This window comes from Variovorax sp. OK605 (assembly GCF_900115445.1).
Taxonomy (GTDB): domain Bacteria; phylum Pseudomonadota; class Gammaproteobacteria; order Burkholderiales; family Burkholderiaceae_C; genus Variovorax.
Genome location: NZ_FOWL01000003.1, coordinates 469,772 through 493,700, shown reverse-complemented (window position 1 = coordinate 493,700; position 23,929 = coordinate 469,772). Strand labels below are relative to the sequence as shown.

The following is a 23,929-nucleotide window of genomic DNA, read 5'->3' as shown; positions in this document are numbered from 1 at the left end:
GCGGGCGAAGTGTGACCGCCTCAGTGACCGTGCCCGTGGTGCGCCGCGGTGCCACCGTTCAGCAGCGTCGCCAGGTCCACCTCCTGCTCCGCCGCCGCACCCGCGATCACGCGCTGCTCCAGCTCGTCGAGGTGTTCGAGCGCCACGGCCAGCGCCGCGTCGAGCGACTTGCCCGTGAGCGCTTCGATGATCTGTTCATGCTCGCGCGGCGCGCAGCTCGCGGCCTCGGCCGAGTCGTACAGCGCCTTGTAGAGCTCGGTGTTCGAAACGAGCCGCTGCAGGTAGGAGATCAGTTCGTCGCTGCCCGCCATCTGCGCCAGCAGCATGTGGAACTCGCCCGCCAGCCGTATCGCGTCTTCGCGCCGGCCTTCCTTGAACGCCTTCTGCTCCGCCTGCACGTGCTTGCGCAAGGTGGCCACCTGCTCGCGTTCGAGCCGGCCGAACAGCGTGCTCACCAGCCCGGCTTCCACGATGCGGCGCGCGCGGTAGGTGCCGCGCATGTCGTCGATCGACGGGTTGGGCACGAAGGCGCCGCGGTTGTGCTCCAGCACCAGCCGCTTTTCGGAGCCCAGCCGCGCCAGCACCTTGCGCACGGCGCCGCGCGTGCAGCCCAGCGCCTCGGCCAGCGCGCGCTCGCGCAGCGGCGTGCCGGGGCGCAGCTTGCCGCTCAGCAGCGCCTTCGACACGGCGGCGTAGACGCGCTCGTCCACGTTGGCTTCGTCCGCGTCGGCGAGATCCGGTGCGTCGGCAGGGGCGGGGGTTTTGCGTGCGGTGGAAGGCATAGGCATGGGGTGAGCGTCGGGATTATTGCCCGCGCCAAGTCGCCCCCGGGAAATCCCCCGGATTGACGCGGGGCCCCTCGCTCCGTACCATTCGCCCCGTTTGGTTAACCAAATAAATATGTATGGTTAACCAAAATAAGCTCTGAATTTCAACCAAAGCAGGAATCGAGGCTCCCCATGAAATCCGCCAAATGGCTGGCCGCGTTGCCGGTCGCCGCTTTCTTCAGCGGGGGATGGCTGTCGTCCGTCGCGCCCACTTTCGTGCTCGGCATGCCCTTCCTGATGGTGTGGAACGTCAGCTGGCTGGTGCTGACCTCGCTGATCATGGTGGTCATCGACCGCGCCGAAGGCGACATCGATGCAGCGGACGCAGCCAACGGAGGCACGCGATGAACGCCGCACTCGGCGTGATCGCGCTGTTCGTCGTCGGCGCGCTGGGCCTGGCGGTGCTCGCGCGGCGCGGGCGCACCATGAGCCTGGAGCAGTGGGCGCTCGGCGGGCGCGGGCTGGGCGCCATCATGGTGTTCCTGCTGATGGCGGGCGAGTCGTTCTCCACCTTCACCTTCCTGGGCGCCAGCGGCTGGTCTTACAGCAAGGGCACGCCGGCCTTCTACATCCTGGCCTACGGCGGGCTGGCCTACCTCATGGCCTTCTGGATGCTGCCGGCCGTGTGGCGCTATGCCACCACCCACAAGCTGGTGTCGTTCTCCGACTTCTTCGCCCACAAGTACAACAGCCGCCCGCTCGGCGTGCTGGTGTCCATCGTGGCGCTCATGGGCATGGTGGCCTTGCTGACCATCCAGCTGCGCGGGCTCGGCATCATCGTGTCGGAGGCGTCGTACGGCACCATCGCGCCGCAGGTGGCGATCTGGATCGGCACCGTGGTCATGGTCAGCTACATCCTGTTCTCGGGCATCTACGGCTCGGCCAGCATCGCCATCGTGAAAGACGTGCTGATCCTCGCGCTGGCGGTGTTCCTCGGCATCTACCTGCCGTGGCACTACTACGGCGGCGTCACGCCCATGTTCACGGCCATCCATGCCGCCAACCCCACCTTCTTCGAGTTCCCCAAGGACGGCCTGAACCTCACCTGGTACAACTCGACCATCCTGCTCACGGCGCTGGGCTACTACCTGTACCCGTTCAACCTCACCTCGGTGTATGCGGCCAAGAGCGCGAGCGCGGTGCGCCGCAACACCATCCTGATGCCGCTGTACCAGGTGGTCATCGCCTTCCTGTTCCTGGTGGGCTTCGCGGCCATCCTGCAGGTGCCGGGCCTGAAGGGCGCGGAGGTCGACCTGGCGCTGTTCGGCCTGGTCAAGCACACCTTCGACCCGTGGTTCGTCGGCGTCATCGGCGGCACGGGCGTGCTCACCGCGCTGGTGCCGGGCTCGATGATTTTGCTCACGGCCTCCACCGTGATCGGCAAGAACGTCTACAAGGAAGGCTTCGCCCACCACGCCACCGACAAGCAGGTGTCGCGCGTGGCGCGCGGCGTGCTGCCGGTGTTCGCGCTGGTGGCGGTGTACTTCGTGCTGCGCGGCGGCAGCACCATCGTGTCGGTGGCCATCTTCGCGTCGAGCCTGCTCACGCAGCTGCTGCCGTCGCTGCTGTTCAGCCTCATGAAGAAGCCCTTCGGCAACAAGCATGCCGCCTTCGCGGGCATCCTGGCGGGCGGCGCGGTGCTGGGCTTCATGATGACCACGGGCTCGAACCTGGGTACGCTGTTCCCCGCGGCGCCGGTGGTCTTCAAGTCGCTCAACACCGGCCTGGTGGCGCTGGCGACCAATGCGCTGGTGTTCGTGGCGGTGGCGCTCTTCACGCCGCGCATCGTGCCGCGCACCGTGGCGGCGCAACCTGCCTGATGCAGTCGAAGACGCATTCAAAAGAACGGAACCCCATGACCTCCTCGCTCCTGATCCGCAACGTTCGCCCGATGGGCGGCTCCGCCACCGACGTGCGCGTGCAGGACGGCCGCATCGCCGAGCTCGGCACCGCGCTGGCCGCACCGGCCGGTGCCGTCGTCGAGGACGGGCAGGGCGCCTTGCTGCTGCCCGGCCTCGTCGAAGGCCACACCCACCTCGACAAGACGATGTGGGGCATGGACTGGTACCGCAACGAGGTCGGCACCAACCTCACCGACAAGATCGAGAACGAGCGGGCCTTCCGCCACGCCAGCGGGCACGACGCCGCGGCCCAGTCGCTGGTGCTCGCCAAGGCCTTCCTGGCGCTGGGCACCACGCGCCTGCGCACGCACGTCGACGTCGACACGCAGGCCGGCCTGCGCCACCTCGAAGGCACGCTGCGCACCCGAGCGGCGCTGCGCGAGGTGCAGCAGATCCAGATCGTCGCGTTTCCGCAGTCGGGCCTGCTGGGCCGCGCCGGCACGGCCGAGCTGCTCGGCGAGTCGCTCGCCATGGGCGCCGACGTGCTCGGCGGCCTCGACCCCTGCGCCATCGACGGCGACCCGGTGAAGTCGCTCGACGTGCTGTTCGGCATTGCCCACAAGCACCAGCGCCCCGTCGACATCCACCTGCACGAGCCCGGCGCCATGGGCGCGTTCTCGCTCGACCTCATCTTGCAGCGCACCGAGGCGCTCGGCATGCAGGGCAAGGTGGCGATCAGCCACGGCTTCTGCCTGGGCGACGTGAGCGAGCGCGAGCGCGAAACCCTGCTCGCGCGCATGGCCAGGCTCGGCGTGGTGCTCGTCACCAGCGCGCCGCCTTCGCGCAGCGTGCCGCCGCTCATGGCCTGCCGACAGGCCGGCGTGACGGTGCTGGGCGGTAATGACGGCATCCGCGACACCTGGTCGCCCTACGGCAACCCCGACATGCTCGAGCGCGCCATGATCATCGGCCTGCGCTACAACCTGCGCCGCGACGACGAGATCGAAGTCGCGCTGGACACCGTCACCCATTCCGGCGCGCGCGGCTGCGGCTTCGAGGCCTACGGCCTGGTGCCCGGCAACCGCGCCGACCTGGTGCTGGTCGACGCGCAGACCGTGGCGCAGGCCGTGGTGTCGCGCCCCGTGCGCAAGCTGGTGGTGGCGGGCGGGCGCGTGGTGGCGCGCAACGGCGTGCTGCAGGCCGAGGTGGCCGATCTGGCCGCCTTGTGACGGCTGAGCAGCGCCAAAGCCCGCGCCCCCGCGGTCAGCGCGATGCGGGCATGGCCTTCGCGGTCGTCATCGTGCTGGTGGCGCTGAACCTGCGCGCCTTTCTCACCTCGAGCAGCCCGCTGCTCGCGCCCATCCGCGAGGCCACGGGCATCGGCTTTCACGCGGTGGCGCTGCTCACGGTGCTGCCGATGTTCACGATGGGCGCGATGTCGCTGTTCGGCGCTGCCGTGGGCCAGCGCATCGGCGCGCGCGCCGGCATCGCCTGCGGGCTGGCCGCCATCGCCTTCGCTTGCGCGAGCCGCTACGTGGCGGGTGGCGCGGCGGCCCTGCTGTGGAGCGCCGCGCTCGCGGGCGCGGGCGTGGGCCTGGTGCAGGCGCTGATGCCCGGCGTGGTGAAGCAGGCGTATCCCACGCGCATCGGCGTGATGACGGGGCTGTACTCCGCGGCCATCATGGGCGGCGGCGGCCTCGGCGCCATGGCCAGCCCGTGGGTGGCGCATGCCTTCGGCGGCGCGCAGCCCGACTGGCATGCGGGCCTGGCCATCTGGGCGCTGCTGGCCACCTTCGCGCTGCTCTACTGGCTCAACATGCGGCGCATGACCTTCACCGCCGACGCACCGCGCCAGAACCTCTCATGGCGGCGCTGCTTCGGCAGCCGCCGCGCGTGGCTGCTGGCCGCGTGCTTCGGCCTCATCAACGGCGGCTACACCAGCCTCGTCGCCTGGCTGCCGCATTTCTACGCCCAACAGGGCTGGACCGCGCAGCAGGGTGGCTCGGTGCTCGCGCTGATGACGCTCGCGCAGGTGGTCGCCGCGCTCGCCATGCCCGCGCTCGCGCGCAGCCGGGGGCGCGACATGCGGCCCTGGCTGGTGCTCACGCTGCTCGCGCAACTCGCGGGCTTCGGCGCGCTGACCTTCTCGCTGCCCGTGCCGGCCGTGGCCACGGCCGTCGTGCTCGGCTTCGGCCTGGGCGGCGCCTTCGCGCTGTGCATGGTGCTGGCGCTCGACCACCTGAGCGACCCCGCGCAGGCCGGCGCGCTCGCGGGCTTCATGCAGGGCCTGGGCTTCATGATCGCGGCGCTCGCGCCCTTCGTCACCGGCTGGGTGCGCGAGCACACCGGCGGCTTCACGCTCGCGTGGGCGTACCTGGCGGCGGTGGTCGTGGTGCTGCTGCCGCTGATGCTGTGCTTCGACCCCAAGCGCTATGCGAAGGCGATGGCGGGGCTTTTTGAATCGCCTGCGCCCACGCCTCATGCCGCATCACCCATCCCCGCATTCGACACTGCAAGAAAGGCCTGACCCCATGTACCAACAAGAATTCATGCAACGGGCACTGGCCCTGTCGGCGCAAGCATTGCAGGAGCCCGGCACCGAGCCCTTCGGCGCAGTCGTCGTGAAAGACGGCGTGATCGTCGGTGAAGGCTTCAACCACTCCGTCGCGCATTCCGACCCCACCTCCCACGGCGAGGTCGAGGCCATTCGCGATGCCTGCCGCAAGCTCGGCACCGTCAGCCTCGCGGGCTGCGACCTCTACACCTCGTGCGAGCCCTGCGCCATGTGCGTGGCGGCCATGCACATCGCGGGCATTGCCAAGCTCTACTACGCCGCCACGCTCGCGCAATCGGGCGACGCCTTCGACGGCGTGACCGTGGCAGCGCGCCACCCGATCGACGTGGAGGTGCTGCGCATCGAGGCCGGCGCCACGCTGTCGCGGCGCAGCCTGCCGGCCGAACAGAAGCTCGACCGCGAGGCGGTGCAGATTTTGTCGGACTGGGCCGCCACGCGACGGGCGGGTTGACAACGCGCGCGGCCCGGCTACTTGAGCGCCGCCACCACGGCGTCGAAGAACGGCAGCACCGGCAGCGTGCCGTTGCCGGCCGGATCGGTCTGCGCGCCCCAGACCACGATCACCACCTTCTCCTTGCGGTTGATGTAGATCTGCTGGCCCATGATGCCGTTCGCGTAGAACGCGCTGTCGGTGGCCGACTGGCCGCTGGACGGTATCCACCACAGGTAGCCGTAGCTGATGGGCTGGCCGCCGCTCAGCACCTTGGGCGTGCCCGCTTCCGTCACCCATCCCGTGGGCAGCACCTGCTGGCCCGCGGCCACGCCGTCGTTCATCACGAACATGCCGAAGCGGCCATAGTCGCGCAGCGTGGCGCTGATGCCGCTGCCGCCGATCTCCACGCCGTCGGGCGAGTCCAGCCACCAGTTGGCCTGCGCCTCCATGCCCACCTTCGACCAGATCTTCTCGGACAGGTACTGCGCCAGCGGTTTCTTCACCGCGTTGTGGACGATCTCACCGGCCACCTGGGTCTCGCCGGTGCTGTAGTTGTACGCGGCGCCCGGCGCGGCGGCGCGTGGCAGCTTGCTCATCAGGTCCATCGCCGAGCCCGCCTTCTGGCTGATCTGCGCCTCCAGCAGCTGGCGGCGGTCGGAGCTGGGGTCGGTGTAGGTTTCGTTCCACTTCGCGCCCGAGGCCATCATCATCACGTTGCGCACCGTGGCGCCGTCGTAGGCGCTGCCGGCCAGCCGGGGCACGTACTTGATCACCTGGTCGTCGATGCTGGCGATGTAGCCGTCCTTCACCGCGGCGCCGATGAGCGTCGACGTGATCGACTTGGCCACCGACATCGACATCCAGCGCGTCTTCTGCGTGTTGCCGTAGCGGTAGGTCTCGTTGACGATCTTGCCGTCCTTCAGCACCAGCAGGCCGGCCACGCGGTTCACCGTCATGAAGTCGGCCATGCTGTAGGTCTTGCCGTTCAGCGTGAAGCTGGCCTGCGTCAACGAGGTGGCGCCGGCCGGCAACGGATACGGCGTGCCGCCGGGCTCGATGGTGCGAGTAGGGAACAGCCGGTCGATGTTGCGGTACGTGTTCACGGCCAGGTCGGGCGAGAGTGCGCCGTCGTAGATCTGGCGCACCGTGCCGATGGCCTCCGATGCATGCGGATAGCCGGTGGTGGTACCCGGGTCGGTGGCCCCACCGCCCGTGGCCGGCGGAATGGCGACGATGGGAAGCACTGCGCCTCCACCGCCTCCGCCGCCTCCACCACCGCCGCACGCGACGAGCAGCAACGCACTTGCAAGCACTGGCATCGACAGGGCCGCGCGCAGCGAGCGCGGTAGTACGAATGCCTTCACAACACCTTGATCCACGGGGTTCTCCTTGTTGGTATGACGCTCTGTGGGCAGTGGCAATGCGCCTGGCTCCCTTGCAGCGCGGGCGCGATGATCGCATCTGTCGGGCTCTACCACCAGCGCTTGATCGGCCATCGCTGACACAGCCGCGCCGCATGCAGGGCAGGCCATCAAGGCGCATTCAAAAAAACCTGGGCGGGCCGCCCGATGAGCAAGGCACTGATCGCCATCGCCACTTCGCTGACCTTGCCTGCCGCTGGCACGGCGAGCGCGCAGATCGGCAAGGCTGCCTTCGAGGCGACCGACGCCGCGCAGCACAAGATCGAAGAGAAGCAGGCCGACAGCAGGGCCGCGAACAACGTGAAGTCGGCTATCACAAGAGCCGCTCGAAGGCTTCGGCCGACAAGGCGAAGAGCGCGTTGAAGGGCGAGGCTGACGTCCGAGCGTTGGTGGCCAAGCCTTGCGCAGGGCGAGGCCTTTGACGGCGTGACGTGGCCGCGCGCCACCCGATCGACGTGGAGGTGCTGCGCATCGAAGCAGGCGCCACGCTGGCGCGGCGCAGCCTGCCGGCCGAGCAGAAGCTCGACCGCGAGGCGGTGCAGATCCTGTCGGACTGGGCCGCCACGCGCAGGGCCGGTTGAAGCTGCCGCACGTGTGATTCAATCGCCCGAAAAACTTCGGGGGATCCCTGTGAGGCGAGTGTTGTTCGGTGCGTTCCTGTTCGGCGTCTGCATGGCCGCATCGGCCCAGACGGCGTGGCCCAGCTACATGGGCGATCTTCCGCGGGCGGTTTCGGAGAGCAGCGTGGCCGCCGAGTTGCCGCCGCAGGCGGCCGCTCTGGCACAGCAGGCCACCGCGCCCGCCGGGCTTGCACAGTGGGGCGGCATCTGGAGCGGCTGGGCCTGTCGCACGGCGGGTTGCGACATCAAGGTTGCCGTTCGCGACCTTTCCGCCGAAGGCGCGACCGTCACCTATGTCGGCGCCAGCCCGCTGCAGACGGTCGTCGACGAAGCCGCCGGCCGCTTCGAGAACAACGAACTCCACGTGCCCCTGAAAACCGGCGCCGAGCTCGTGCTGCGCCTGCGCAAGGACGGCGACATGGAGCTGGGCATCTGGCGGCCGCAGGCGCAGCTGTTGTCCGTGGGCCTGCTGTCGCGGCGCCCGCCCGCCTATGCGCGCCGCGTCGAATGGCAGGACACCCCGTTCACCGAGAACGGCAAGCCCGTGCGCCTGGAGATGGTCGTGCACCGGCCCGAAGGCGACGGACCCTTTCCCACCCTTGTGATGAACCACGGCTCGACCGGCATGGGCAATCGCCCGGAGTGGTTCGGCTTGACGTGGACAAGCCCGGAGGTGAGCGCCTTCTTCGTCGCACGCGGCTGGCAGGTCATCTATCCGCAGCGCCGTGGCCGCGGCCACTCGGAAGGGCTGTACGACGAGGGTTTCGAAACGGACCGCTCGCGCTATTCGTGCCAGGCGGCGTTGTCGCTGCCCGGCGCCGACCGCGCGCTGGCAGACATCCAGGTGGTCATGGCGCACATCCGCCAGCGCGGCGATGTGGACCCGCGGCGCGTGGTGATCGGCGGCGTGTCGCGGGGCGGCATTCTCGCGACGGCCTATGCGGGCCTGCATCCGCAGGAGGTGGTGGGCGCGATCAACTTCGTCGGCGGCTGGATCGGCGCGTTGTGCCCGGACGCAGCCAAGGTGAACGGCGAGTTGTTCACGCGCGGCGCTGCCTTCCCGGGCCCGACGCTCTGGCTCTATGGCGAGGCAGACCCTTACTACCCCGTTGCCCACAGCCGGGCCAACTTCAAGGTGTTCGAGGCGGCCGGCGGAAAAGGCGTGTTCGAGGTGCTCATGCCGCCGAAAGGGCTGGACGGCCACAGCACCTACACCGTGCAACGCCTGTGGGGCGCGTCGGTGGATGCGTACCTGGCGTCGATTCGCTGAGCGCGCGGGCGCTTGCCGCCGGCCCCTGATGCGTGGCCCTGCTGTCGGGCATGTGCGCCACGCCATGCGCGGTCACGGCTGACACGCCCAGGTCGAAGTCGGTGCAACCATCGAGGCTCATTCAAAAACCTGGAGGGACCGCCCGATGAACAAGGCACTGATCGCCATCGCCACTTCGCTGACCTTGCTTGCCGCCGGCACGGCGAGCGCGCAGATCGGCAAGGCCGCCTCCGAGGCGACCGACGCCGCGCAGCACAAGATCGACGAGAAGCAGGCCGACAGCAAGGCCAAGAAGAGCGGCCCCGTGGGCAAGGCCGTGAACAACGTGAAGTCGGGCTATCACAAGAACCGCTCGAAGGCTTCCGCCGACAAGGCGAAGAAGGCACTGAAGGGCGAGGGCTGATCCTCTCCCTCCATCTCCCTCCAGCGAGTTCTTCAAGGGGGCTCTTGTAGCCCCCTGAGGTCCGGCTACTTCGCTCCGGCAGCGGCCTCGGCCGCTTCCCGCGCGCGCACGACAGTCGTCGTCTCCCCCGCAAACCCCCAGTCGTCGGTGTTGATCTCATCGATCACCACGTGCGTGAGCTCCGGCTTCTTGCCGAGCACGCGCAGCAGCGTGTCGGTGATCTCCGCGATCACGATGGCTTTCTGTTCGCGCGTGACACCGTCGCGCGTGATGCGTACGTTGACGTAAGGCATGGTGTGTTCCTTCGTTTCTTCGCTTGTTCGCGTTTCTTCGTTCTTGCTGCTGAAACTCAGGCCGTGAAGTTGCCGGCACTGGCCGCGCCGTCCACCGGCAGCACCACACCGCTGGTGAAGCCCGCGTTCACGAGGTAGATCACCGCGTCGGCGATCTCGTCGACCGTGCCCAGCCGGCCGGTCGGTTGCAGCGTCTTCAGGAAGCCGTGCGACTCGGGCGAGTGCATCGGGCTGTCGATGATGCCGGGGGCCACCGCATTCACGCGCACGCCATGCGGCGCGAGTTCGATCGCCAGCGCGCGCGTGGCCGCATTCAACCCGCCCTTCAGCAGCACCGCCATGAACGCCGGCACATTGCTGCGCGGCTGCAGCGCGATCGATGCCGTGATGTTCACGATGGCGCCCGCACCCCGGCCGATCATGTGGCGCGCGGCGGCCTGCGACGCGAAGATGGTGCCCTTCACGTTGGTGGCAATCTGCTGCTCGACTTCTTCCGGCGTGAACTCCACGAAGGGCTTGGGCAGGAAGATGCCCGCGTTGTTGACCAGCGCATCGACGCCGCCGAAGCGCGACACCGCTTGGTCGACAACGGCCTGCGCAACGCGCGGGTCGGCAATGTCTCCGGCCACGCCGGCAAAGCGGTCGCCGGCGCCGAACTGGCTGGCGGCTTCCTTCAGGCGGGCGTCGCTGCGTGCGTTGCCGACCACGTTCCAGCCGTCGGCCAGCAGACGGCGGGCAATGGCAAAGCCGATGCCGCTGCTGGCGCCGGTCACGACAGCGGTCTTGCCGCTGGTTTGGGTCTGGGTGCTCATGGTGAATTTCCTTCCGGTGTGCGGGCCGCGAGATGCGGTTCCGTCGTGGAAGGAAGTGTGAATTCGCTCGACCGAAGAGTGAATAGCCGATGTTCGGCGAACACTCTTCCGTATGTCGAGCGAATCAGCCGCAAGGCCGCCGGGAATCGGCCGGGAATCAGGCGCTCTTCGGCTTCGGCTTCGGCTTCAGTTTGGGCTTGCCCGCCTTCCGCGGCGCCTCGGCCTTCGGCGCGCAGTCTTGCGCCCACTCGGCGAACCTCGCGCGCAGCTTGGGCAGCGCGAAGTCGACGAAGGCCCGCACCTTGGGCACCGACAGGCGCCCGTGCGGCGACACCAGGTGCACCGGCAGCGGCGGCGCCTCGTCCTGCGCGAGGATGATGCGCAGCCGCCCGTTGGCCACCTCCTCGGCCACGTGGTACGAGAACGAGCGCAGCACGCCGCGCCCCTCCACGGCCGAGGCCACCGCCCCGCGCAGGCTGTTCACGATGAAGCGCGGCGTGAACTGCACCGTGCGCGGCATGGTGGAGCCGGCCTGCGGCGGAAAGCTCCACGAGTCGATGCCGAAGTGCGTCATGGCCACCACCTGGTGCTGCGCAATGTCCGCGGGCTGCACGATGGGGTCGTTGCGCGCCAGGTAGCGCGGCGACGCCGTGATCACGCGGCGCACCTCGCCCACGGGCAGCGCCACCAGCGTGGAGTCGGCCAGGTGCGCAATGCGCAGCGCCACGTCGATGCCCTCGTCGATCAGGTTGGCCGGCCGGTCGAGCAGGTGCAGGCGCACCGACACGGTGGGGTGCGCGTTCATGAACTCGTCGAGGACGGGCCGCAGCAGCGCTTCGCCCACCGCCACCGCCGCGGTCACCGTGAGCCGGCCGCGCGGCGCCGAGCGCTCGCCGGCGGCCGCGATGTCGGCTTCTTCCAGGTCGGTGAGGATGCGGCGGCACGCCACCGCGTAGCGCTCGCCGGCATCACTCAGGCGGATGGAGCGGGTCGTGCGGTGCAGCAGTTCCGCGCCCACATGCGTCTCGAGAAACGCGATGGCGCGGCTCACCGCGGCGGGCGACTTGCCCAGCTTGCGCCCCGCGCCGGCCAGGCTGCCTTCGGCCAGTGCGGCAACGAAGACCTTCATGGCGTCGATGCGGTCCATGATTCTTCCTCTTTTCGAAATACTGAATGCCCAAGCATAGGGATTCACTCGCGCGCCGGCAATTCGTAGCATCGAATCTCCGATTTGCCGGAGAGTTCTGGAGCTTCCCGATGTCCGCGATCCCACGCATTGCCGCTGACGCAGCGGCCACCCTCTCGCACCGCGAGGCACCACAGGCACCACAGGCACCACAGGTGCCGCTCTGGCGCACCATCTTCGCGGGCTTCTGCGCCACCCTCGTCGGCCTGGGGCTGGCGCGCTTCGGCTACACGCCGCTGCTGCCGGCCATCATCGACGCGCACTGGTTCAGCGCCTCCGCCGCCACCTACCTGGGCGCGGCCAACCTTGTGGGCTACCTGGCGGGTGCGCTGCTGGGCGGGCCGATGTCGGCGCGCTGGCCGGTGCGCAGCGTGCTGCGCGCCATGATGCTGGTCACCGCCGCGTCGCTGCTGGCCTGCGCATGGCCGGTGGACTTCGCGTGGTTCTTCACCTGGCGCATCGTCTCCGGCATTGCCGGGGGCGCGCTGATGGTGCTGGCCGCGCCCGTCGTGCTCGCGCATGTGCCGGCGCACCAACGCGGCGTGGCCAGCGGGCTGATCTTCGCGGGCGTCGGGCTCGGCATTGCGGCCTCGGGCACGCTGGTGCCGCTGCTGCTGCGTCAAGGCCTCACGGCGACGTGGATCGGCCTTGCCGTGCTCGCGCTGCTGCTCACCGTCGTCTCATGGCAAGGCTGGCCCACCGCGGCGCCTGCGCAGGCTGCGGCTGCGGCGCATGCCACGCATGCCAAGGCGGCGCGGCCGGCGCGGTCAGCACTGGCCAGCGGCGCGCTGATCGCCCTCATGGCGTCTTACGCGCTCAACGCCGTGGGCCTCGTGCCGCACATGATCTTCCTGGTGGACTACGTGGCGCGCGGCCTTGGGCAGGGCCTGGCCGCCGGTGCGCAGTACTGGGTGCTGTTCGGCATCGGCGCCATCGTCGGCCCGGTGCTGTGCGGCCACCTGGCCGACCGCGCGGGCTTCGGCCCCGCGCTGCGCATCGCCTTCGCCGTGCAGGCCGTGGCGCTGGCGCTGCCCGCGCTCGGGCTGGTGGCGCACGGCGGGCTCATCGTGTCGAGCGTGATCGTCGGCGCCTTCACGCCGGGCATCGTGCCGCTGGTGCTGGGCCGCGTGCAGGAGCTGCTCGCGCACCACCCGTCGCTGCAGAAGGCCGCCTGGAGCCGCGCCACCACCGCCTTCGCGGTGCTGCAGGCCAGCGCGGCGTACGGCATGTCGTGGCTGCTGGGGTACTCGGGCGGGCACTACGCCTGGCTCTTCGCCCTGGGCGGCAGCGCGCTGGTGTTGGGCCTGCTTACAGACCTTGTTGCGGGCAAGCTGCACAGCAGCCGGTGAGCGCATGTGCCGCACTACACTGCGGCCATGCACGGAACGAAGTTGCCCGAACGTGGCCTGCAGCCTGTGGTCGAGCTCCGCAAGGAGGGCGCCACGTACGCCTATTCCGTTCGCGCGCCCCGCTCCAAGGGCGTGATACCCCCCAGCTCGTACAGCAACAGCGGCTTTGCCACGCTGGCCGATTGCCTTCGCGACGTGGCCCGGGCACTGGGCGGCGACTTTCACCGCATCTACGTGCGGCTGGAGGAACACTGCGTGGGCGAGCGCAACATCGCCGAACTGGTGGAGGCCGCCGAGAAGGTCTCCGCCGAGCTGAAGGCCGACTACCGCGCCGCCAGCGCCGCCGAGCAGGCCACCGCCTTCGTGCTCGAAACGGATCGTTTCAGCGGCAGCTGATTTGTGCCCCGGGGGAGGCCATGTCCTACCCCGGCTTTGCGTCTTGTGCGGCATCCATGGCCCGTGCGAAGCAGAAAAACGCGCCATGGCCACTTACGAGTCCGTCCTGCAGGAGACCGGTCGCTTCGAAGTGGTGGACGCCCGCGAGCGCCCCCACACCATCGTCGAGAGCACCGAGTGCCTGTACCGCGTGAGCATCTCCAAGCGCTACCCGCCCGTGAGGGGCGCGGTGAGCTACAGGTTGCTCGATGGCACACCCGTGCGCCGTTCGCGCCGCGGCTTCTTCGACACGCTCGACGGGCTGAAACGGTTCTTCCTGGTGCATGCGGTGCAGACGCCTGAGTCGGCGTGCTGAGCGGCTGCTGCAGCCCGCAGTGCCGACAGGGCTGAAGCGAGCCAAAGCCAGCCAGGGCGAGCCATAGCGAGCTAAGGCAACTGCGTGCCCGCCATGGCCGCGGCCGTGTCGTAGAACTCCATGAAGTCCGCGATCTTTCCGTTGCGCATGCGCAGCACATTCACCAGCGGCGTGTGCACCACCTTGCCCGTGCCGCGGTGCCTCCACGAGGTTTCGCCCATCGCCACCACGCGGTCGCCCTGGGTGATGAATTCGTTCATCTGGTAGCTGAGCATTTCCCAGCTGGTGCCGAGTTCGTCGAAGTAGCGTTTCACTTCTGGCTTGGAGCGGCACCCTTGCGTGAACTCGTGGCCGGCGGCTGCGGCGCCCAGTGTTTGCCATTGCACATCGTCTGCCATGAGGTTCATCCAGTTGTCGACGCTCGCGCCGCGCGTTTCGCCCCACTCGGTGAAGCCCTTGGTCAGGGTGGCCACGTTTGCCTCTTCTTCAGCAGTCATGCATGCCTCCAACGGTTTGCCAACGAAAAAGGCGGGCACGCAGGCCCGCCCAGAAACCGGTGACTGGCGCATGGTGCGCGCTTTCGATGGGCTCGGCAATGCGCCGTGGGTCAGAGGGCGGGTTCGGCCAGCGCATCCAGGTGCATGCCCGCATGGAACACCGGCAGCACGAACGCCGCAATCTCTTCCATCGTCTCGTCCAACGGCCGCCGGTTGCGCCGCAGGTGCAGCCCCACGTGCTGCACGCCCGCCGCGTACAGCGCAGCCAGCTCCCGCACCAGCGCATGCCGTCCCATGCGCCCGCCGAAGCGGTAGCGCTCCAGCGGCGCATTGGCATCGTCCGCCAGGTCGAGGTGAATGAAGCTCACGTACGGCTTGCTCTCGCCCGCCACCGCGCGCCATTGCGCCGAGCGCCGCGCGTGGTCTTCCGGCGTGCCGGGGTAGGCGAGGCAGCCGTCCATGTGCTGGCCGATCCACTGCGGCGTTTGCTGCGCGAGGCCGGCCGCCAGCAAGGGCAGGGGAGCGCTCGGGCGCGGCAGCAGTTCGATGCCTTCCGGAAGGCTCGCCGCACCCCAGTCGCGCACCATCGCCACCTGTTCCCTGAAGCGCTCGCCGCGCGAAGCAAAGTCGCGCTCGAAGATCGGGTACTCCACCGGCCTGTCTCCACTGGCCACGCCCAGCAGCAGGCGGCCGTTGCTCAGTTGGTCGACCGTGGCGGCCGACTTCAGCGTGAGCACCGGTTCGCGCAGCGGCAGCACCACGGCGGCCGTGCCCAGCAAGATGCGCTCCGTCACGCCCGCCAGGTAGCCCAGGTAGCTGAACACCTCGAACACCTGCGCCGCGTCGCCGAAGGCCGGGTCGTACAGCGGCACGTCGCGCGCCCACAGCGCCCTGAAACCCAGCCGGTCGGCCAGCTTCGCCAGGCGCGCGTGCTGCGCGATGTCTGGCACGCCGAAGGGGCGGCCCGCGTAGCGGCGGGCGGTGTCGCCCGCGGGGGACCAGTCGTTGTCCAGCGGCAGCTCCAGCCCGATGCTCGGGCCCTCGCCAGCCGAGGCAACCAGCGCCTGCAATGCACCGGCCATCACAGCGCCCCCTTCACTTCACGCAAGGTGCCCGCCATGCACACGAACTCCAGCGCGGCGGTGGTGTAGTACGAGCATGAGTGGCCCACGTCGAAGTTGTCGACGTGCACTACCGTGCCCTTGTCGGCCTCTTGCCATGAGAGCGCGTAGAGCCCGGCGCCCAGCGGCTCGGCCTGGTAGCGCACCTCCGCCGTCGCGCCCGTGAACGGGCCGGCCGTGACCTGGTAGCGCATCGTCTGGCCGTCGGCGGCGTAGATGTTCAGTGCCGTCATGGTGTCGCCGTAGTGCACTTCGAACGTGCGACCGACGAAGGGCAGGGCGGAAGCCGACTGTTCGGCAGCCATGTCGTTCTTCTTCATGGCGGTGCCGCTCAGTCCCAGGCCGGCGACAGGCCGGCCGGGTCGGTCAGGCGCTCGTTGCGCTCCAGCGCGGCCATCTGCGCCATGTCGGCATCCGTCAGCGTCAGCTGCTGCGCCTTCAGGTTGCCTTCGAGGTTCGCGCGCTTCGTGGACGACGGAATCACCGCGTAGCCCAGCTGCATCGCCCACGCCAGCACCACCTGCGCCGTGGTCGCGTCGTGCGCCTTGGCAATCGCCTCGATCACCGGGTCGGCAATGACCTTGCCGTAGGCCAGCGTCATGTACGAGGTAATGCGAATGCCCTGGCTCTTCGCGAACTCCGCCACCTTGCGGTTCTGCAGGTAGGGGTGCAGCTCGACCTGGTTGGTGGCGATGTTCTGCGCGCCCACCGCCGCAATCGCTTCCTTCATGAGCGCGATGTTGAAGTTGGACACGCCAATGTGTTTCGTGAGCCCCAGCGCCTTGGCCTCGGCCAGCGCGCCCATGAACTCCGCCACCGGCACCGCGTTGCCGGGCGAGGGCCAGTGGATCAGCGTCAGGTCGACTTGGGTTGTGCGCAGCTTGGCCAGGCTGTCTTTCAGGCTGGGCACCAGCTTGTCCTTGGCGTAGTTGTCGGTCCAGATCTTGGTGGTGATGAACAGGTCTTTGCGGGCCACGCCGCTTTCTGCGATGGCCTGGCCCACCTCGGCTTCATTGCCGTAGATCTGCGCCGTGTCGATAACGCGGTAGCCCACGTCGAGCCCGTTCTTCACCGAGTCGATGACCACCTGGCCCTTCAGGCGGAAGGTGCCGAGGCCGAAGGCGGGGATGGTTGCGTTGGTGTTGTTGATGGCGGTGTTCGTGTTCATTGGGTGTTGTCCTTGTGCGTTGAAAGATGGAGAAAAGAGAAGACGGAAATCAGTGGCCCACCGGCATCGGCCCCGAGGCGCGAACCGGAATGCCCGCACGGCGGTCGAGCACGCCGCTCCACTGCGTGAGGGCGAGCGACACCAGCACCACCAGCGCGCCAATCCACGGCGTGTGCATCAGGCCCAGGTGCGTCACGATCAGGCCGCCGGCCCAGGCTGCGCCCGCAATGCCCAGGTTGAAGGCCGCGATGTTCAGGCCCGAGGCCACGTCCACCGCCTGCGGCGTGAAGCGCTCTGCCTGCTTCACCACGTACACCTGCAGGCCCGGCACGTTGCCGAAAGCCACGGCGCCCCACATCAGCACCGCCACCAGCGCCAGCCACTTGTGCGGCGCCGCGAAGTTGAAGATCAACAAGACGGCCGCCAGCAGCGCGAAGATGATCTTCAGCGCCGGAATGGGGCCCATGCGGTCGGCCAGCTTGCCGCCCCAGATGTTGCCCACCGCCACCGAAATGCCGTACACCAGCATCACCCAGCCCACCGCGCCCGCGCTGAAGCCAGACACGTCCGTGAGGATCGGCGCCAGGAACGTGAACGGAATGAACGAGCCGCCGTAGCCAATGGCCGTCTTGGCATACACCAGCAGCAGGCGCGGCTCCGCCAGCACCTTGGCTTGCTGCGCCAGCGAGGCCGGCGGCGTGTGGCGGATGTTGCCCGGCACAAAGATCCAGCTGCCGATGAACGCGACCACGCCCAGCGCCGACACGGCCAGGAAAGTCTCGCGCCAGCCAAAGTGCTGCCCGATGAACGTGCCCAGCGGCACGCCAGTGACCAGCGCCACCGTGAGGCCCGTGAACATGATGGCAATGGCGCTCGCGGCCTTTTCCTTCGGCACCAGGCCGGTGGCAATCGTGGAGCCGATGGAGAAGAACACGCCGTGCGCCAGGCCCGTGAGCACGCGGGCGGCAATCAGCGATTCATAGCTCGGCGCCTTCCACGCCAGCAGGTTGCCGACCGTGAACAGCGCCATGAGCCCGAGCAGCAGCGCCTTGCGCGGCAGCTTGCCCGTGAGCGCGGTGAGCACCGGCGCGCCGATGGCCACGCCCAGGGCGTAGAGGCTGACCAGCAGGCCGGCGGAGGGAAGGCCGATGTGGAGGTCGGCGGCGACGGTGGGGATGAGGCCAACGATGACGAACTCCGTCGTTCCGATGGCGAAAGCGCTGAGGGTCAGCGCGAGTAAGGCGATTGGCATGAGAGCACTCCTTCTTGGATGTAGAGGAGTGTCTTGCGGTTACCTTTGCGGATTAAGGGGGTGGTAGGCAGAAGATACTTGCGCAGAATGCAAAAGCCAACTCACTGATATCCGGTGCATCGCTTAAGAAAAAAATCGCGATCACATTAGTGCTGATATCTAAAAAGTTCAGAACAATTCAGATTGATCTTGCGAATTCCTGTTTCGAGTCAGATCGATGCCGTGCAATTTTCCAATTTCCCTGCGAAAATCAGTCACGCCGCCATAGCTGGGATGACGAACAGATTGAACTTCTGTTCCAAATTTTGATGCATAGGTAAAAGCGTCTTGCCCAATTGAAATGATTCGGCGAATGCGGAGCCCCTTAATAAGTTCCGCATTTAAATCGTCAACTTCACGAAGTTCCTTGCTAGTAAACTTTCTGTTCGTGAATGGTTCGTTCGCTTCGTGAGGGTGCAGTGGGAAAACATTCCAAAGCAATGGTGGAACTTTAAGTTGAGTCAATACTGCCCAGATTTCTGCCGCTGTCCGCTCGGCTACCTCGGGGCCAATTGTCGTCCGAATTGAATGCGACCCTGGATAAACCTTTCGCATTATTGGCAGGCTGCGCTCATCCGTAAGCGCTAGTCCTGTGCGGCGTCCTCCTCTATATCCCAAGTCTCGACCCATCCAAATGGTATCGATGCTCAAATTTTCTGCGGCCGCAAGCAAAGTTCGCAGATTACTTCGGCGCACCTTAGGAGCGTCGTTACGATCATAAACTCCACAAGTGTCAGCATACGGGTTAAATACATTTGGTAAATGTATGGCTGAAAGAGCGCGAACAAATGAGGTTGGTGTCATGTTAAGTTTTCTGGCGGAATGAAGCGCATGGAATGCTCCGCAATATTTGCGACAACGGTACCTCCCTTATGCTCGAGAAGTAGCCTAAAAATCTTGAATCCATCGAGAATAGCGCATTCCCATTGCCACAGTGGTGCAGTTCCGACTTCGAAACCGGCTACTAAGCTACGAACTTGCTTTAGCAAGAAGTAATCGAGTCGCCCCCGCTTTACAGAAGCATAGTGTTTTGGCGACTGATGGGTCGAATGGTTGAAAATCCAAGTTGCGATTCCTTCTTCAATAATAAGCGCTCGGGCACCATCTTCATTTTCATCGATGCGTGCGTCAGATTTTCTTTTTAACTTAAGAAGAGCTCGAATTACGGGTGACCAGCCAAGATGGACGGCATATGCTAGATGAAAAACGTCATGAAATCTATAACCATCGGCCTTGTGGTTATTGTCGGTAAGAGGGTCTCCAATATTTAGGCCATTGATTTGCTGAAACACTAAAACTCTACTGCCAACTTTTCGTTGTCTAAAAACAACCTCCAAAACAGTAGGCAACTGCTCATGTGGCTCGCCATAAACAGAAAGAGGCGGGTATACCGGGTCTTGGCCCGGCCAACGGTCTGCAATTTTAAGCAGATTGGAGTGCGCAATTTCTTCGAGCTTTAATTCATGTCGGGCGCATACTAAGATCAATTCACCAAGTAGCCGCCCAAAAAGTAATTCTCGCTCGTTGGGGCCACTCTTAAGCAATGCATGAAGATCACGAGAGACGGCTGCACCAGCACCTTGTGCCAGTAATCGCAAAGGATGCTCGCCGTTCTTTGATAACTGAATATGGTGCTGAGAACTCAGTCCGTCAAGTGAACGAAATGTAATTGTTGAAGGTGGTTTTCGGGCCGGCTCGTCAAAATAGGATCGAAGAAACATCCATGCCGAGGACGCCAATTTTTCCATTTCTAGGCCCGCGACTTCCGCCATATTTACCAGATACCAAAGAGCGTCACCTAATTCTTCGGCAACGACATCTTTGTTCGCAAGAACCAACTTGTCGCGCTCTTGTTTTTTTAGTGCAGATAAAAGTCCTCCGACTTCACCAAAAAAACCAAATCCTAGCTCGCGATAATGATCTTTTAGATTTTTATCTTTAAATAAGTTGGTTTTCGACGCTTGAAAAAAGTATTTTTTAATGCTCAATGGCCCCGATTTTCCTTCGCGAGTGGTCGTCGGAGAATTTGACCTTAATTGGCGACTAGTTGGATTGGATTTTGCGGGCATTTTATAACTTGTCAGATTACTGTTTTCTTGCGCAATAATTTACTGGCTGTGAAATTGCTGGGATGCAGCCCGGTTTTGCTTGCTATTTTTATAAAGGCGCTCGAGAAACACAATGAATGGAAGCATAAAATAAATCGAGGACTCTTGCTAACCAAATAGCTTCGATCCTTGTTTTATTTTCAGAAATTAGATGAATTTGGAAGGGGTTTCACGATTGAGTCAGCGCACTCAATTCCTTCGATAAGGGAAATTATTCTTCCCTCTAATTCTTCTCTGGTGCGCGTATGGTAGGAAATGATTGACCTTGCACGGACCGGTACTACTCTGGTTTCATCAATTCTCAATACCCAGAGTTCTAGGCCTCCTTGAGCTTTGCGATTCAAAGCCATTTCGAACTCATCGAAACACCAAGGGCTACAGGCATATTCGGCAGACCACAAAGCGACAAAAATATTTGAGCTGAATAGCGCTTCATGGATTACTGTAGGGAGCTCGTGCCCCGCTCCGAAATCTGTTTCGTCCCTAAACACGCGCATGTTTCTACGCCTGAATAGTGTTTCTACATGATCCGCCTCCGCTTGGCGTTCTCTTGAGTAGCTAATGAAAATTCTTGGACTGATTAAAGTGGGCTTTGCGCTCAGGGATGAGTTGTTTGAAAGCAAATCGACATATTTCATTGCAGAAGATGCACATGACGCATGATGCAATTGAAGAAGATTTTTGCTGCCCAATCGATCCGTTAATTCATATCGACGACGTTCAAACGCAATTTGTGCCGCGCCGCCCAAAAAGGGAAATGGGAGCAAAGGCTTTCGTCTGCCTTCGGCTAATAACAGCAGCATATTGGCGGATCCGTTTGTACCGCCGCCAATAGCAACAGTTGCATGACTAGAATCGAGGCCACTTAATTGGCAGAGAAGCCATCCGTATTTTCGACCCGACTCGTTATCAGGCTGAGCAGGAGCGTATGGAATTCGAGTGACCGCAGTAAGCTGCAGCTCTTCTATCACTGCTGTAACGCGTGTCCTGACGCTCTCGCTATCCATGAAATGAAATTCGACGCGGATATTCTTGCCACGCCCTGCCGTAATTGCACCACGTAGAACGTGCATATCCGCGGAATCCTCAAACGGACTGCAAATTACAAGGTCGTGATCTGCCATCGATATGCTTTTCCCAATATCTTGGCATGATTTTTGAAACTGCTCGGTCGAATTATTTGGGCTAGTATCGGAAATGCTAGGCCCCCCAATGACAAAGACTTTCAAAGAAGCTCCTTTAGTTATACATGAGCAGCGCACACAAGAATCTGCCTAGCGGGGCGGAAGCTCTAGCTTATTGAAAAATAATATAACATCCGACTGAGAAAAAAGGTTCGGGGCATTTTTCAATTTCTAGCCCCCCAGGCATCACTTAGCCTCCAAAATCGGCGCGCGTCGTGATGCCTAACGCACTGAGCCAATCAAGGCAAGCGGATTTCTACTGACCAAGATGCAAGACTTAACATCGGACAAAGGGTTTACGCCCGACCAGCTTGGAGCACACAGCCTTCTTTGTGAGCTCCGGACGCGTATTGCCGTGCAGCCGCTTCCTTATCAATATGGAATCGAAGCTCGAGCTCTTGAAAGTCTTTGGGAGATTTTTGCTCTTGCTAGAGCTGCCATGAAAGCTAATCCGGGGTGCGCGAATTTTGCTTCAATTGCAACTAATATGCTTAATGTGGACCTTCGTCCAGTTACAGCAAAATGGCATAAAGCGCATAAATCCGGGCTGCTGGACTCTAAGGATGGAGCCAACGAATTTCGCGTTGATTTGGCGGAATTGCGATTGAAGCTAGTTGAATTTTCAGAACAGCTACATTCGATGGCGTATGGAGTGCCATACGCTGACAAAGTTGCTCCCGATATTATTGATAACAAAGAGCTTGACAGCTGCTTAAATTCAATTCCGTTTGGAATTAGAGATGCCGGCGACGTGGATTTGCGCGCTGTTCGTGAAATAAATACGAGCGAATCGGAAGAGATAAATGCCCGTAGAGAATTCCATGGCATCAAGACGGCTTCAGGAACGGATGCAATTGGTCTATCGTTGTCGGGAGGAGGAATTAGGTCGGCCACCTTTTGTTTGGGAGTTGTTCAAGTCTTAGCTCAGCGCAATTTGTTGAAGGATGTAGACTATCTTTCCACTGTGTCAGGAGGGGGCTATATTGGAAGCTTTATTACCTCCAGCATTGGGGCTGGTGCGAACGTTTCGGAAATTGGCGCTCCCTATGGTCCCGATCCGAGACCGGTTAGACATGTGCGGCAAAACGCAAAATATCTTAGCGCTGCTGATTTGAAGCAGCGCTGGGTAATGGCAATGGGGATGGTTGCTGGCCTGCTCCTGAATTGGACGGCTCCTCTCGCGCTTCTCGCTGTGCTCGCGATCTTAGGCAATTTTCTAGCACCGAAAATTCCTAGCTTACTGTGGCCCCTAGTGGCGAGTGGCCTGACAGTGATGACAACATCTATGGTTTTAATTTATGGAGTTTGTCTTCGGGCTGACTTTTACGCAATCTTGGTCGGCCGAGTCTTGGCGTTATTTGGCGCAATCAGCGGGTTGGCATTTTTAATATTTTTGGTAGAACAGGGGTATTATTTATTTTCCCAGGCACTTGCCGCTCACTGGCAAGTTTCAGGAGGGCTGATCATCGCTGTTGCCGGAATTCCGGCGTTGGTAATATTTTTGCCACTATTTGGTCGCCCATCAATAAAAAGAATTGCGCTGAAGTTAATACTGATTTTTGCCGGCGGTGTCGTTCCTTTCCTGGCGATCATCATCTACTACATGATGCGAGTTTTGGGGGGGCTGCCAGTAGATCCAGCTTCCGTCTTTCCTCTCGGCAATACGACAGGGCTTTGCAATCTCGTCGCAATTGCATTGGGTTTTGGTTGCTTTGCTTTTTTTGGGCTAAATGTTAATCTAACCGGGCTGCACAGAATATACCGAGAAAAATTGGCTCAAACTTTTTTAGGAGGGGTGCCGGATAAAAAGCTTTCCCATATTAATCCTCTGCATGCAGCTCCGTATCATATTATCAATGCCACGATTAACTTGCCGTCAAGCAAAAATCAGGCTTTGCGAGACAGGCGTGGAGATTTTTTTATATTTTCTAAGCACTGGTGCGGTGCTACTGCAGTTGGATATAGTCCGACCAAAGAATGGGAGGCAGTCGATAAGCGATTGCATTTGTCAACCGCGATGGCGATTTCTGGTGCTGCTGCTTCTGCGCATATGGGACGCAGCACGGTACCAACTCTTTCAGCCCTCCTAACGCTACTCAATATTAGGTTGGGTTATTGGATCCCCCGCCCTAAATCAAAACCGGATAAAGCGCCAGGATTTTCATGCTTGCTTCGTGAAATGACGGGCTTGAGGATGAGTGAGAAAAGTGACTGGTTTAATCTTTCTGATGGCGGTCACATTGAAAATATGGGCGTTTATGAGCTATTGCGTCGCCGATGCAAGTTTGTCATTTGCGTTGACGGGGAGTCCGACCCTGCTTCAACTTTTGAAGGTCAGTTGACGCTGATCAGGCATGCTCAGATCGATTTTGGTATTCGGCTAGAACCAAGATTTGACGACATTCGTCTGGATCCTAAATCGCAATTTAGTCGAACTCATTTTCACCTTTTTAGAATTCATTATCCCTGCGTCGGCGTCGATGAGGTTGAAGAAATTGGCCTTATGCTTTACTTAAAACTGTCTTTAACCGGTGATGAGACCGAGTTTTTAAAAAGATATCGAGCAATTCATCCGGCTTTTCCGCACCAATCCACGTTGGATCAGTTTTACGACGAAGAGCAATTCGAGGCCTACCGGCAGCTTGGCATACACGTTGCCGAGGGCGCTTTTTCTCCAGCGCTTCTGACAGAAGAAAAAGATCCTCAGAACATTCCTGATTGGATCGCTCAGCTAGCACGAAACATGCTGGAGCCTCGCAGATTTTAGGGCGCATTATTT

The 23,929-nt window shown here is 63.0% G+C and carries 26 protein-coding genes; 13 read left to right on the top strand and 13 right to left on the bottom strand.

Annotated elements, in window-relative coordinates; translation table 11 throughout:
* Window positions 1-20 precede the first annotated feature (20 nt).
* Complete coding sequence (locus BM013_RS10505) at window positions 21-782, bottom strand: GntR family transcriptional regulator (protein WP_093126245.1); 762 nt, start codon at window positions 780-782, stop codon at window positions 21-23.
* A 177-nt stretch (window positions 783-959) separates the two neighbouring features.
* Between BM013_RS10505 and BM013_RS10500 the strand changes: the two genes are divergently transcribed.
* From BM013_RS10500 to BM013_RS10480, 5 genes are read left to right on the top strand one after another with little or no spacing between them, the layout of a single operon-like run.
* Window positions 960-1,175, top strand: a complete 216-nt coding sequence (locus BM013_RS10500; protein WP_093126243.1) for a DUF3311 domain-containing protein — start codon at window positions 960-962, stop codon at window positions 1,173-1,175.
* Window positions 1,172-2,647: a sodium:solute symporter family protein gene (locus BM013_RS10495; RefSeq protein ID WP_093126242.1), complete on the top strand. Its 1,476-nt coding sequence runs from the start codon at window positions 1,172-1,174 to the stop codon at window positions 2,645-2,647. The genes BM013_RS10500 and BM013_RS10495 overlap by 4 nt, the downstream gene beginning before the upstream one ends.
* Window positions 2,648-2,682: 35 nt before the next feature.
* The gene (locus tag BM013_RS10490) at window positions 2,683-3,897 is read left to right on the top strand and encodes an amidohydrolase family protein (protein WP_093126240.1); all 1,215 of its coding nucleotides are present in this window, start codon (window positions 2,683-2,685) and stop codon (window positions 3,895-3,897) included.
* 50 nt (window positions 3,898-3,947) lie between these two features.
* Window positions 3,948-5,195: a cyanate transporter gene (locus BM013_RS10485; protein WP_093126239.1), complete on the top strand. Its 1,248-nt coding sequence runs from the start codon at window positions 3,948-3,950 to the stop codon at window positions 5,193-5,195.
* 4 nt (window positions 5,196-5,199) lie between these two features.
* Entirely contained in the window at window positions 5,200-5,694 is a 495-nt protein-coding gene (locus tag BM013_RS10480) for a nucleoside deaminase (protein ID WP_093126238.1), read from the top strand.
* Between the two features lie 17 nt (window positions 5,695-5,711).
* On the opposite strand, the gene BM013_RS10475 is transcribed toward BM013_RS10480, so the two are convergent.
* A complete protein-coding gene (locus tag BM013_RS10475) occupies window positions 5,712-6,920 on the bottom strand; it encodes a serine hydrolase domain-containing protein (protein ID WP_305727948.1) in 1,209 nt (402 codons plus the stop codon).
* Window positions 6,921-7,244: 324 nt separating this feature from the next.
* Here BM013_RS10475 and BM013_RS10470 point away from each other — a divergent pair, with 324 nt between their 5' ends.
* The 4 genes from BM013_RS10470 (at window position 7,245) to BM013_RS10455 (ending at window position 9,390) form a co-directional block, all read left to right on the top strand.
* Window positions 7,245-7,460, top strand: coding sequence for a hypothetical protein (locus BM013_RS10470; RefSeq protein WP_256221450.1), 216 nt, complete (start codon window positions 7,245-7,247; stop codon window positions 7,458-7,460).
* 68 nt (window positions 7,461-7,528) lie between these two features.
* Window positions 7,529-7,678: a hypothetical protein gene (locus BM013_RS10465; RefSeq protein ID WP_256221449.1), complete on the top strand. Its 150-nt coding sequence runs from the start codon at window positions 7,529-7,531 to the stop codon at window positions 7,676-7,678.
* 91 nt (window positions 7,679-7,769) lie between these two features.
* A complete protein-coding gene (locus BM013_RS10460) occupies window positions 7,770-8,987 on the top strand; it encodes an alpha/beta hydrolase family protein (RefSeq protein WP_143098262.1) in 1,218 nt (405 codons plus the stop codon).
* Window positions 8,988-9,132: 145 nt separating this feature from the next.
* Complete coding sequence (locus BM013_RS10455; protein WP_093126231.1) at window positions 9,133-9,390, top strand: hypothetical protein; 258 nt, start codon at window positions 9,133-9,135, stop codon at window positions 9,388-9,390.
* Between the two features lie 65 nt (window positions 9,391-9,455).
* Here BM013_RS10455 and BM013_RS10450 read toward each other — a convergent pair whose 3' ends face one another.
* The 3 genes from BM013_RS10450 to BM013_RS10440 form a co-directional block, all read right to left on the bottom strand.
* Complete coding sequence (locus BM013_RS10450) at window positions 9,456-9,683, bottom strand: tautomerase family protein (protein WP_093126229.1); 228 nt, start codon at window positions 9,681-9,683, stop codon at window positions 9,456-9,458.
* 56 nt (window positions 9,684-9,739) lie between these two features.
* Complete coding sequence (locus BM013_RS10445; RefSeq protein ID WP_093126228.1) at window positions 9,740-10,495, bottom strand: SDR family NAD(P)-dependent oxidoreductase; 756 nt, start codon at window positions 10,493-10,495, stop codon at window positions 9,740-9,742.
* Window positions 10,496-10,652: 157 nt separating this feature from the next.
* Window positions 10,653-11,642: a LysR family transcriptional regulator gene (locus tag BM013_RS10440; RefSeq protein WP_093126227.1), complete on the bottom strand. Its 990-nt coding sequence runs from the start codon at window positions 11,640-11,642 to the stop codon at window positions 10,653-10,655.
* Between the two features lie 110 nt (window positions 11,643-11,752).
* On the opposite strand from BM013_RS10440, the gene BM013_RS10435 reads away from it, so the two are divergent.
* The 3 genes from BM013_RS10435 to BM013_RS10425 all read left to right on the top strand — a co-directional run bounded on the left by BM013_RS10435 (window position 11,753) and on the right by BM013_RS10425 (window position 13,781).
* Window positions 11,753-13,030 carry a YbfB/YjiJ family MFS transporter gene (locus tag BM013_RS10435; RefSeq protein WP_093126225.1) on the top strand — a complete coding sequence of 426 codons (1,278 nt, stop codon included), beginning with the start codon at window positions 11,753-11,755 and terminating at the stop codon, window positions 13,028-13,030.
* Window positions 13,031-13,057: 27 nt separating this feature from the next.
* Window positions 13,058-13,426, top strand: coding sequence for a hypothetical protein (locus tag BM013_RS10430; protein ID WP_093126224.1), 369 nt, complete (start codon window positions 13,058-13,060; stop codon window positions 13,424-13,426).
* A gap of 85 nt (window positions 13,427-13,511) precedes the next feature.
* Window positions 13,512-13,781, top strand: coding sequence for a hypothetical protein (locus BM013_RS10425; protein WP_093126223.1), 270 nt, complete (start codon window positions 13,512-13,514; stop codon window positions 13,779-13,781).
* 71 nt (window positions 13,782-13,852) lie between these two features.
* On the opposite strand, the gene BM013_RS10420 is transcribed toward BM013_RS10425, so the two are convergent.
* The 8 genes from BM013_RS10420 to BM013_RS10385 all read right to left on the bottom strand — a co-directional run bounded on the left by BM013_RS10420 (window position 13,853) and on the right by BM013_RS10385 (window position 21,195).
* On the bottom strand, window positions 13,853-14,254 hold the full coding sequence (locus tag BM013_RS10420) for a nuclear transport factor 2 family protein (RefSeq protein WP_177225450.1): 402 nt from the start codon (window positions 14,252-14,254) through the stop codon (window positions 13,853-13,855).
* A gap of 134 nt (window positions 14,255-14,388) precedes the next feature.
* The gene (locus tag BM013_RS10415) at window positions 14,389-15,360 is read right to left on the bottom strand and encodes a TIGR03571 family LLM class oxidoreductase (protein ID WP_093126218.1); all 972 of its coding nucleotides are present in this window, start codon (window positions 15,358-15,360) and stop codon (window positions 14,389-14,391) included.
* Entirely contained in the window at window positions 15,360-15,719 is a 360-nt protein-coding gene (locus tag BM013_RS10410) for a MoaF-related domain-containing protein (RefSeq protein WP_256221448.1), read from the bottom strand. The genes BM013_RS10415 and BM013_RS10410 overlap by 1 nt, the downstream gene beginning before the upstream one ends.
* 11 nt (window positions 15,720-15,730) lie before the next feature.
* Window positions 15,731-16,567 (bottom strand): 2,5-didehydrogluconate reductase DkgB, encoded by an 837-nt coding sequence (gene dkgB, locus BM013_RS10405; RefSeq protein ID WP_093126215.1) that lies wholly within the window; start codon window positions 16,565-16,567, stop codon window positions 15,731-15,733.
* 49 nt (window positions 16,568-16,616) lie between these two features.
* Window positions 16,617-17,819: an MFS transporter gene (locus BM013_RS10400; RefSeq protein ID WP_093126212.1), complete on the bottom strand. Its 1,203-nt coding sequence runs from the start codon at window positions 17,817-17,819 to the stop codon at window positions 16,617-16,619.
* A 168-nt stretch (window positions 17,820-17,987) separates the two neighbouring features.
* The gene (locus BM013_RS10395) at window positions 17,988-18,662 is read right to left on the bottom strand and encodes a uracil-DNA glycosylase (RefSeq protein WP_093126210.1); all 675 of its coding nucleotides are present in this window, start codon (window positions 18,660-18,662) and stop codon (window positions 17,988-17,990) included.
* Window positions 18,659-19,927 carry a MazG nucleotide pyrophosphohydrolase domain-containing protein gene (locus tag BM013_RS40440; protein ID WP_143098261.1) on the bottom strand — a complete coding sequence of 423 codons (1,269 nt, stop codon included), beginning with the start codon at window positions 19,925-19,927 and terminating at the stop codon, window positions 18,659-18,661. Before BM013_RS40440 ends, BM013_RS10395 begins: the two co-directional genes overlap by 4 nt.
* A 179-nt stretch (window positions 19,928-20,106) precedes the next feature.
* Window positions 20,107-21,195, bottom strand: coding sequence for a toll/interleukin-1 receptor domain-containing protein (locus BM013_RS10385; protein ID WP_143098260.1), 1,089 nt, complete (start codon window positions 21,193-21,195; stop codon window positions 20,107-20,109).
* A 223-nt stretch (window positions 21,196-21,418) separates the two neighbouring features.
* Here BM013_RS10385 and BM013_RS41750 point away from each other — a divergent pair, with 223 nt between their 5' ends.
* A complete protein-coding gene (locus BM013_RS41750) occupies window positions 21,419-23,917 on the top strand; it encodes a patatin-like phospholipase domain-containing protein (RefSeq protein ID WP_143098259.1) in 2,499 nt (832 codons plus the stop codon).
* The last annotated feature ends 12 nt before the right edge of the window (window positions 23,918-23,929 follow it).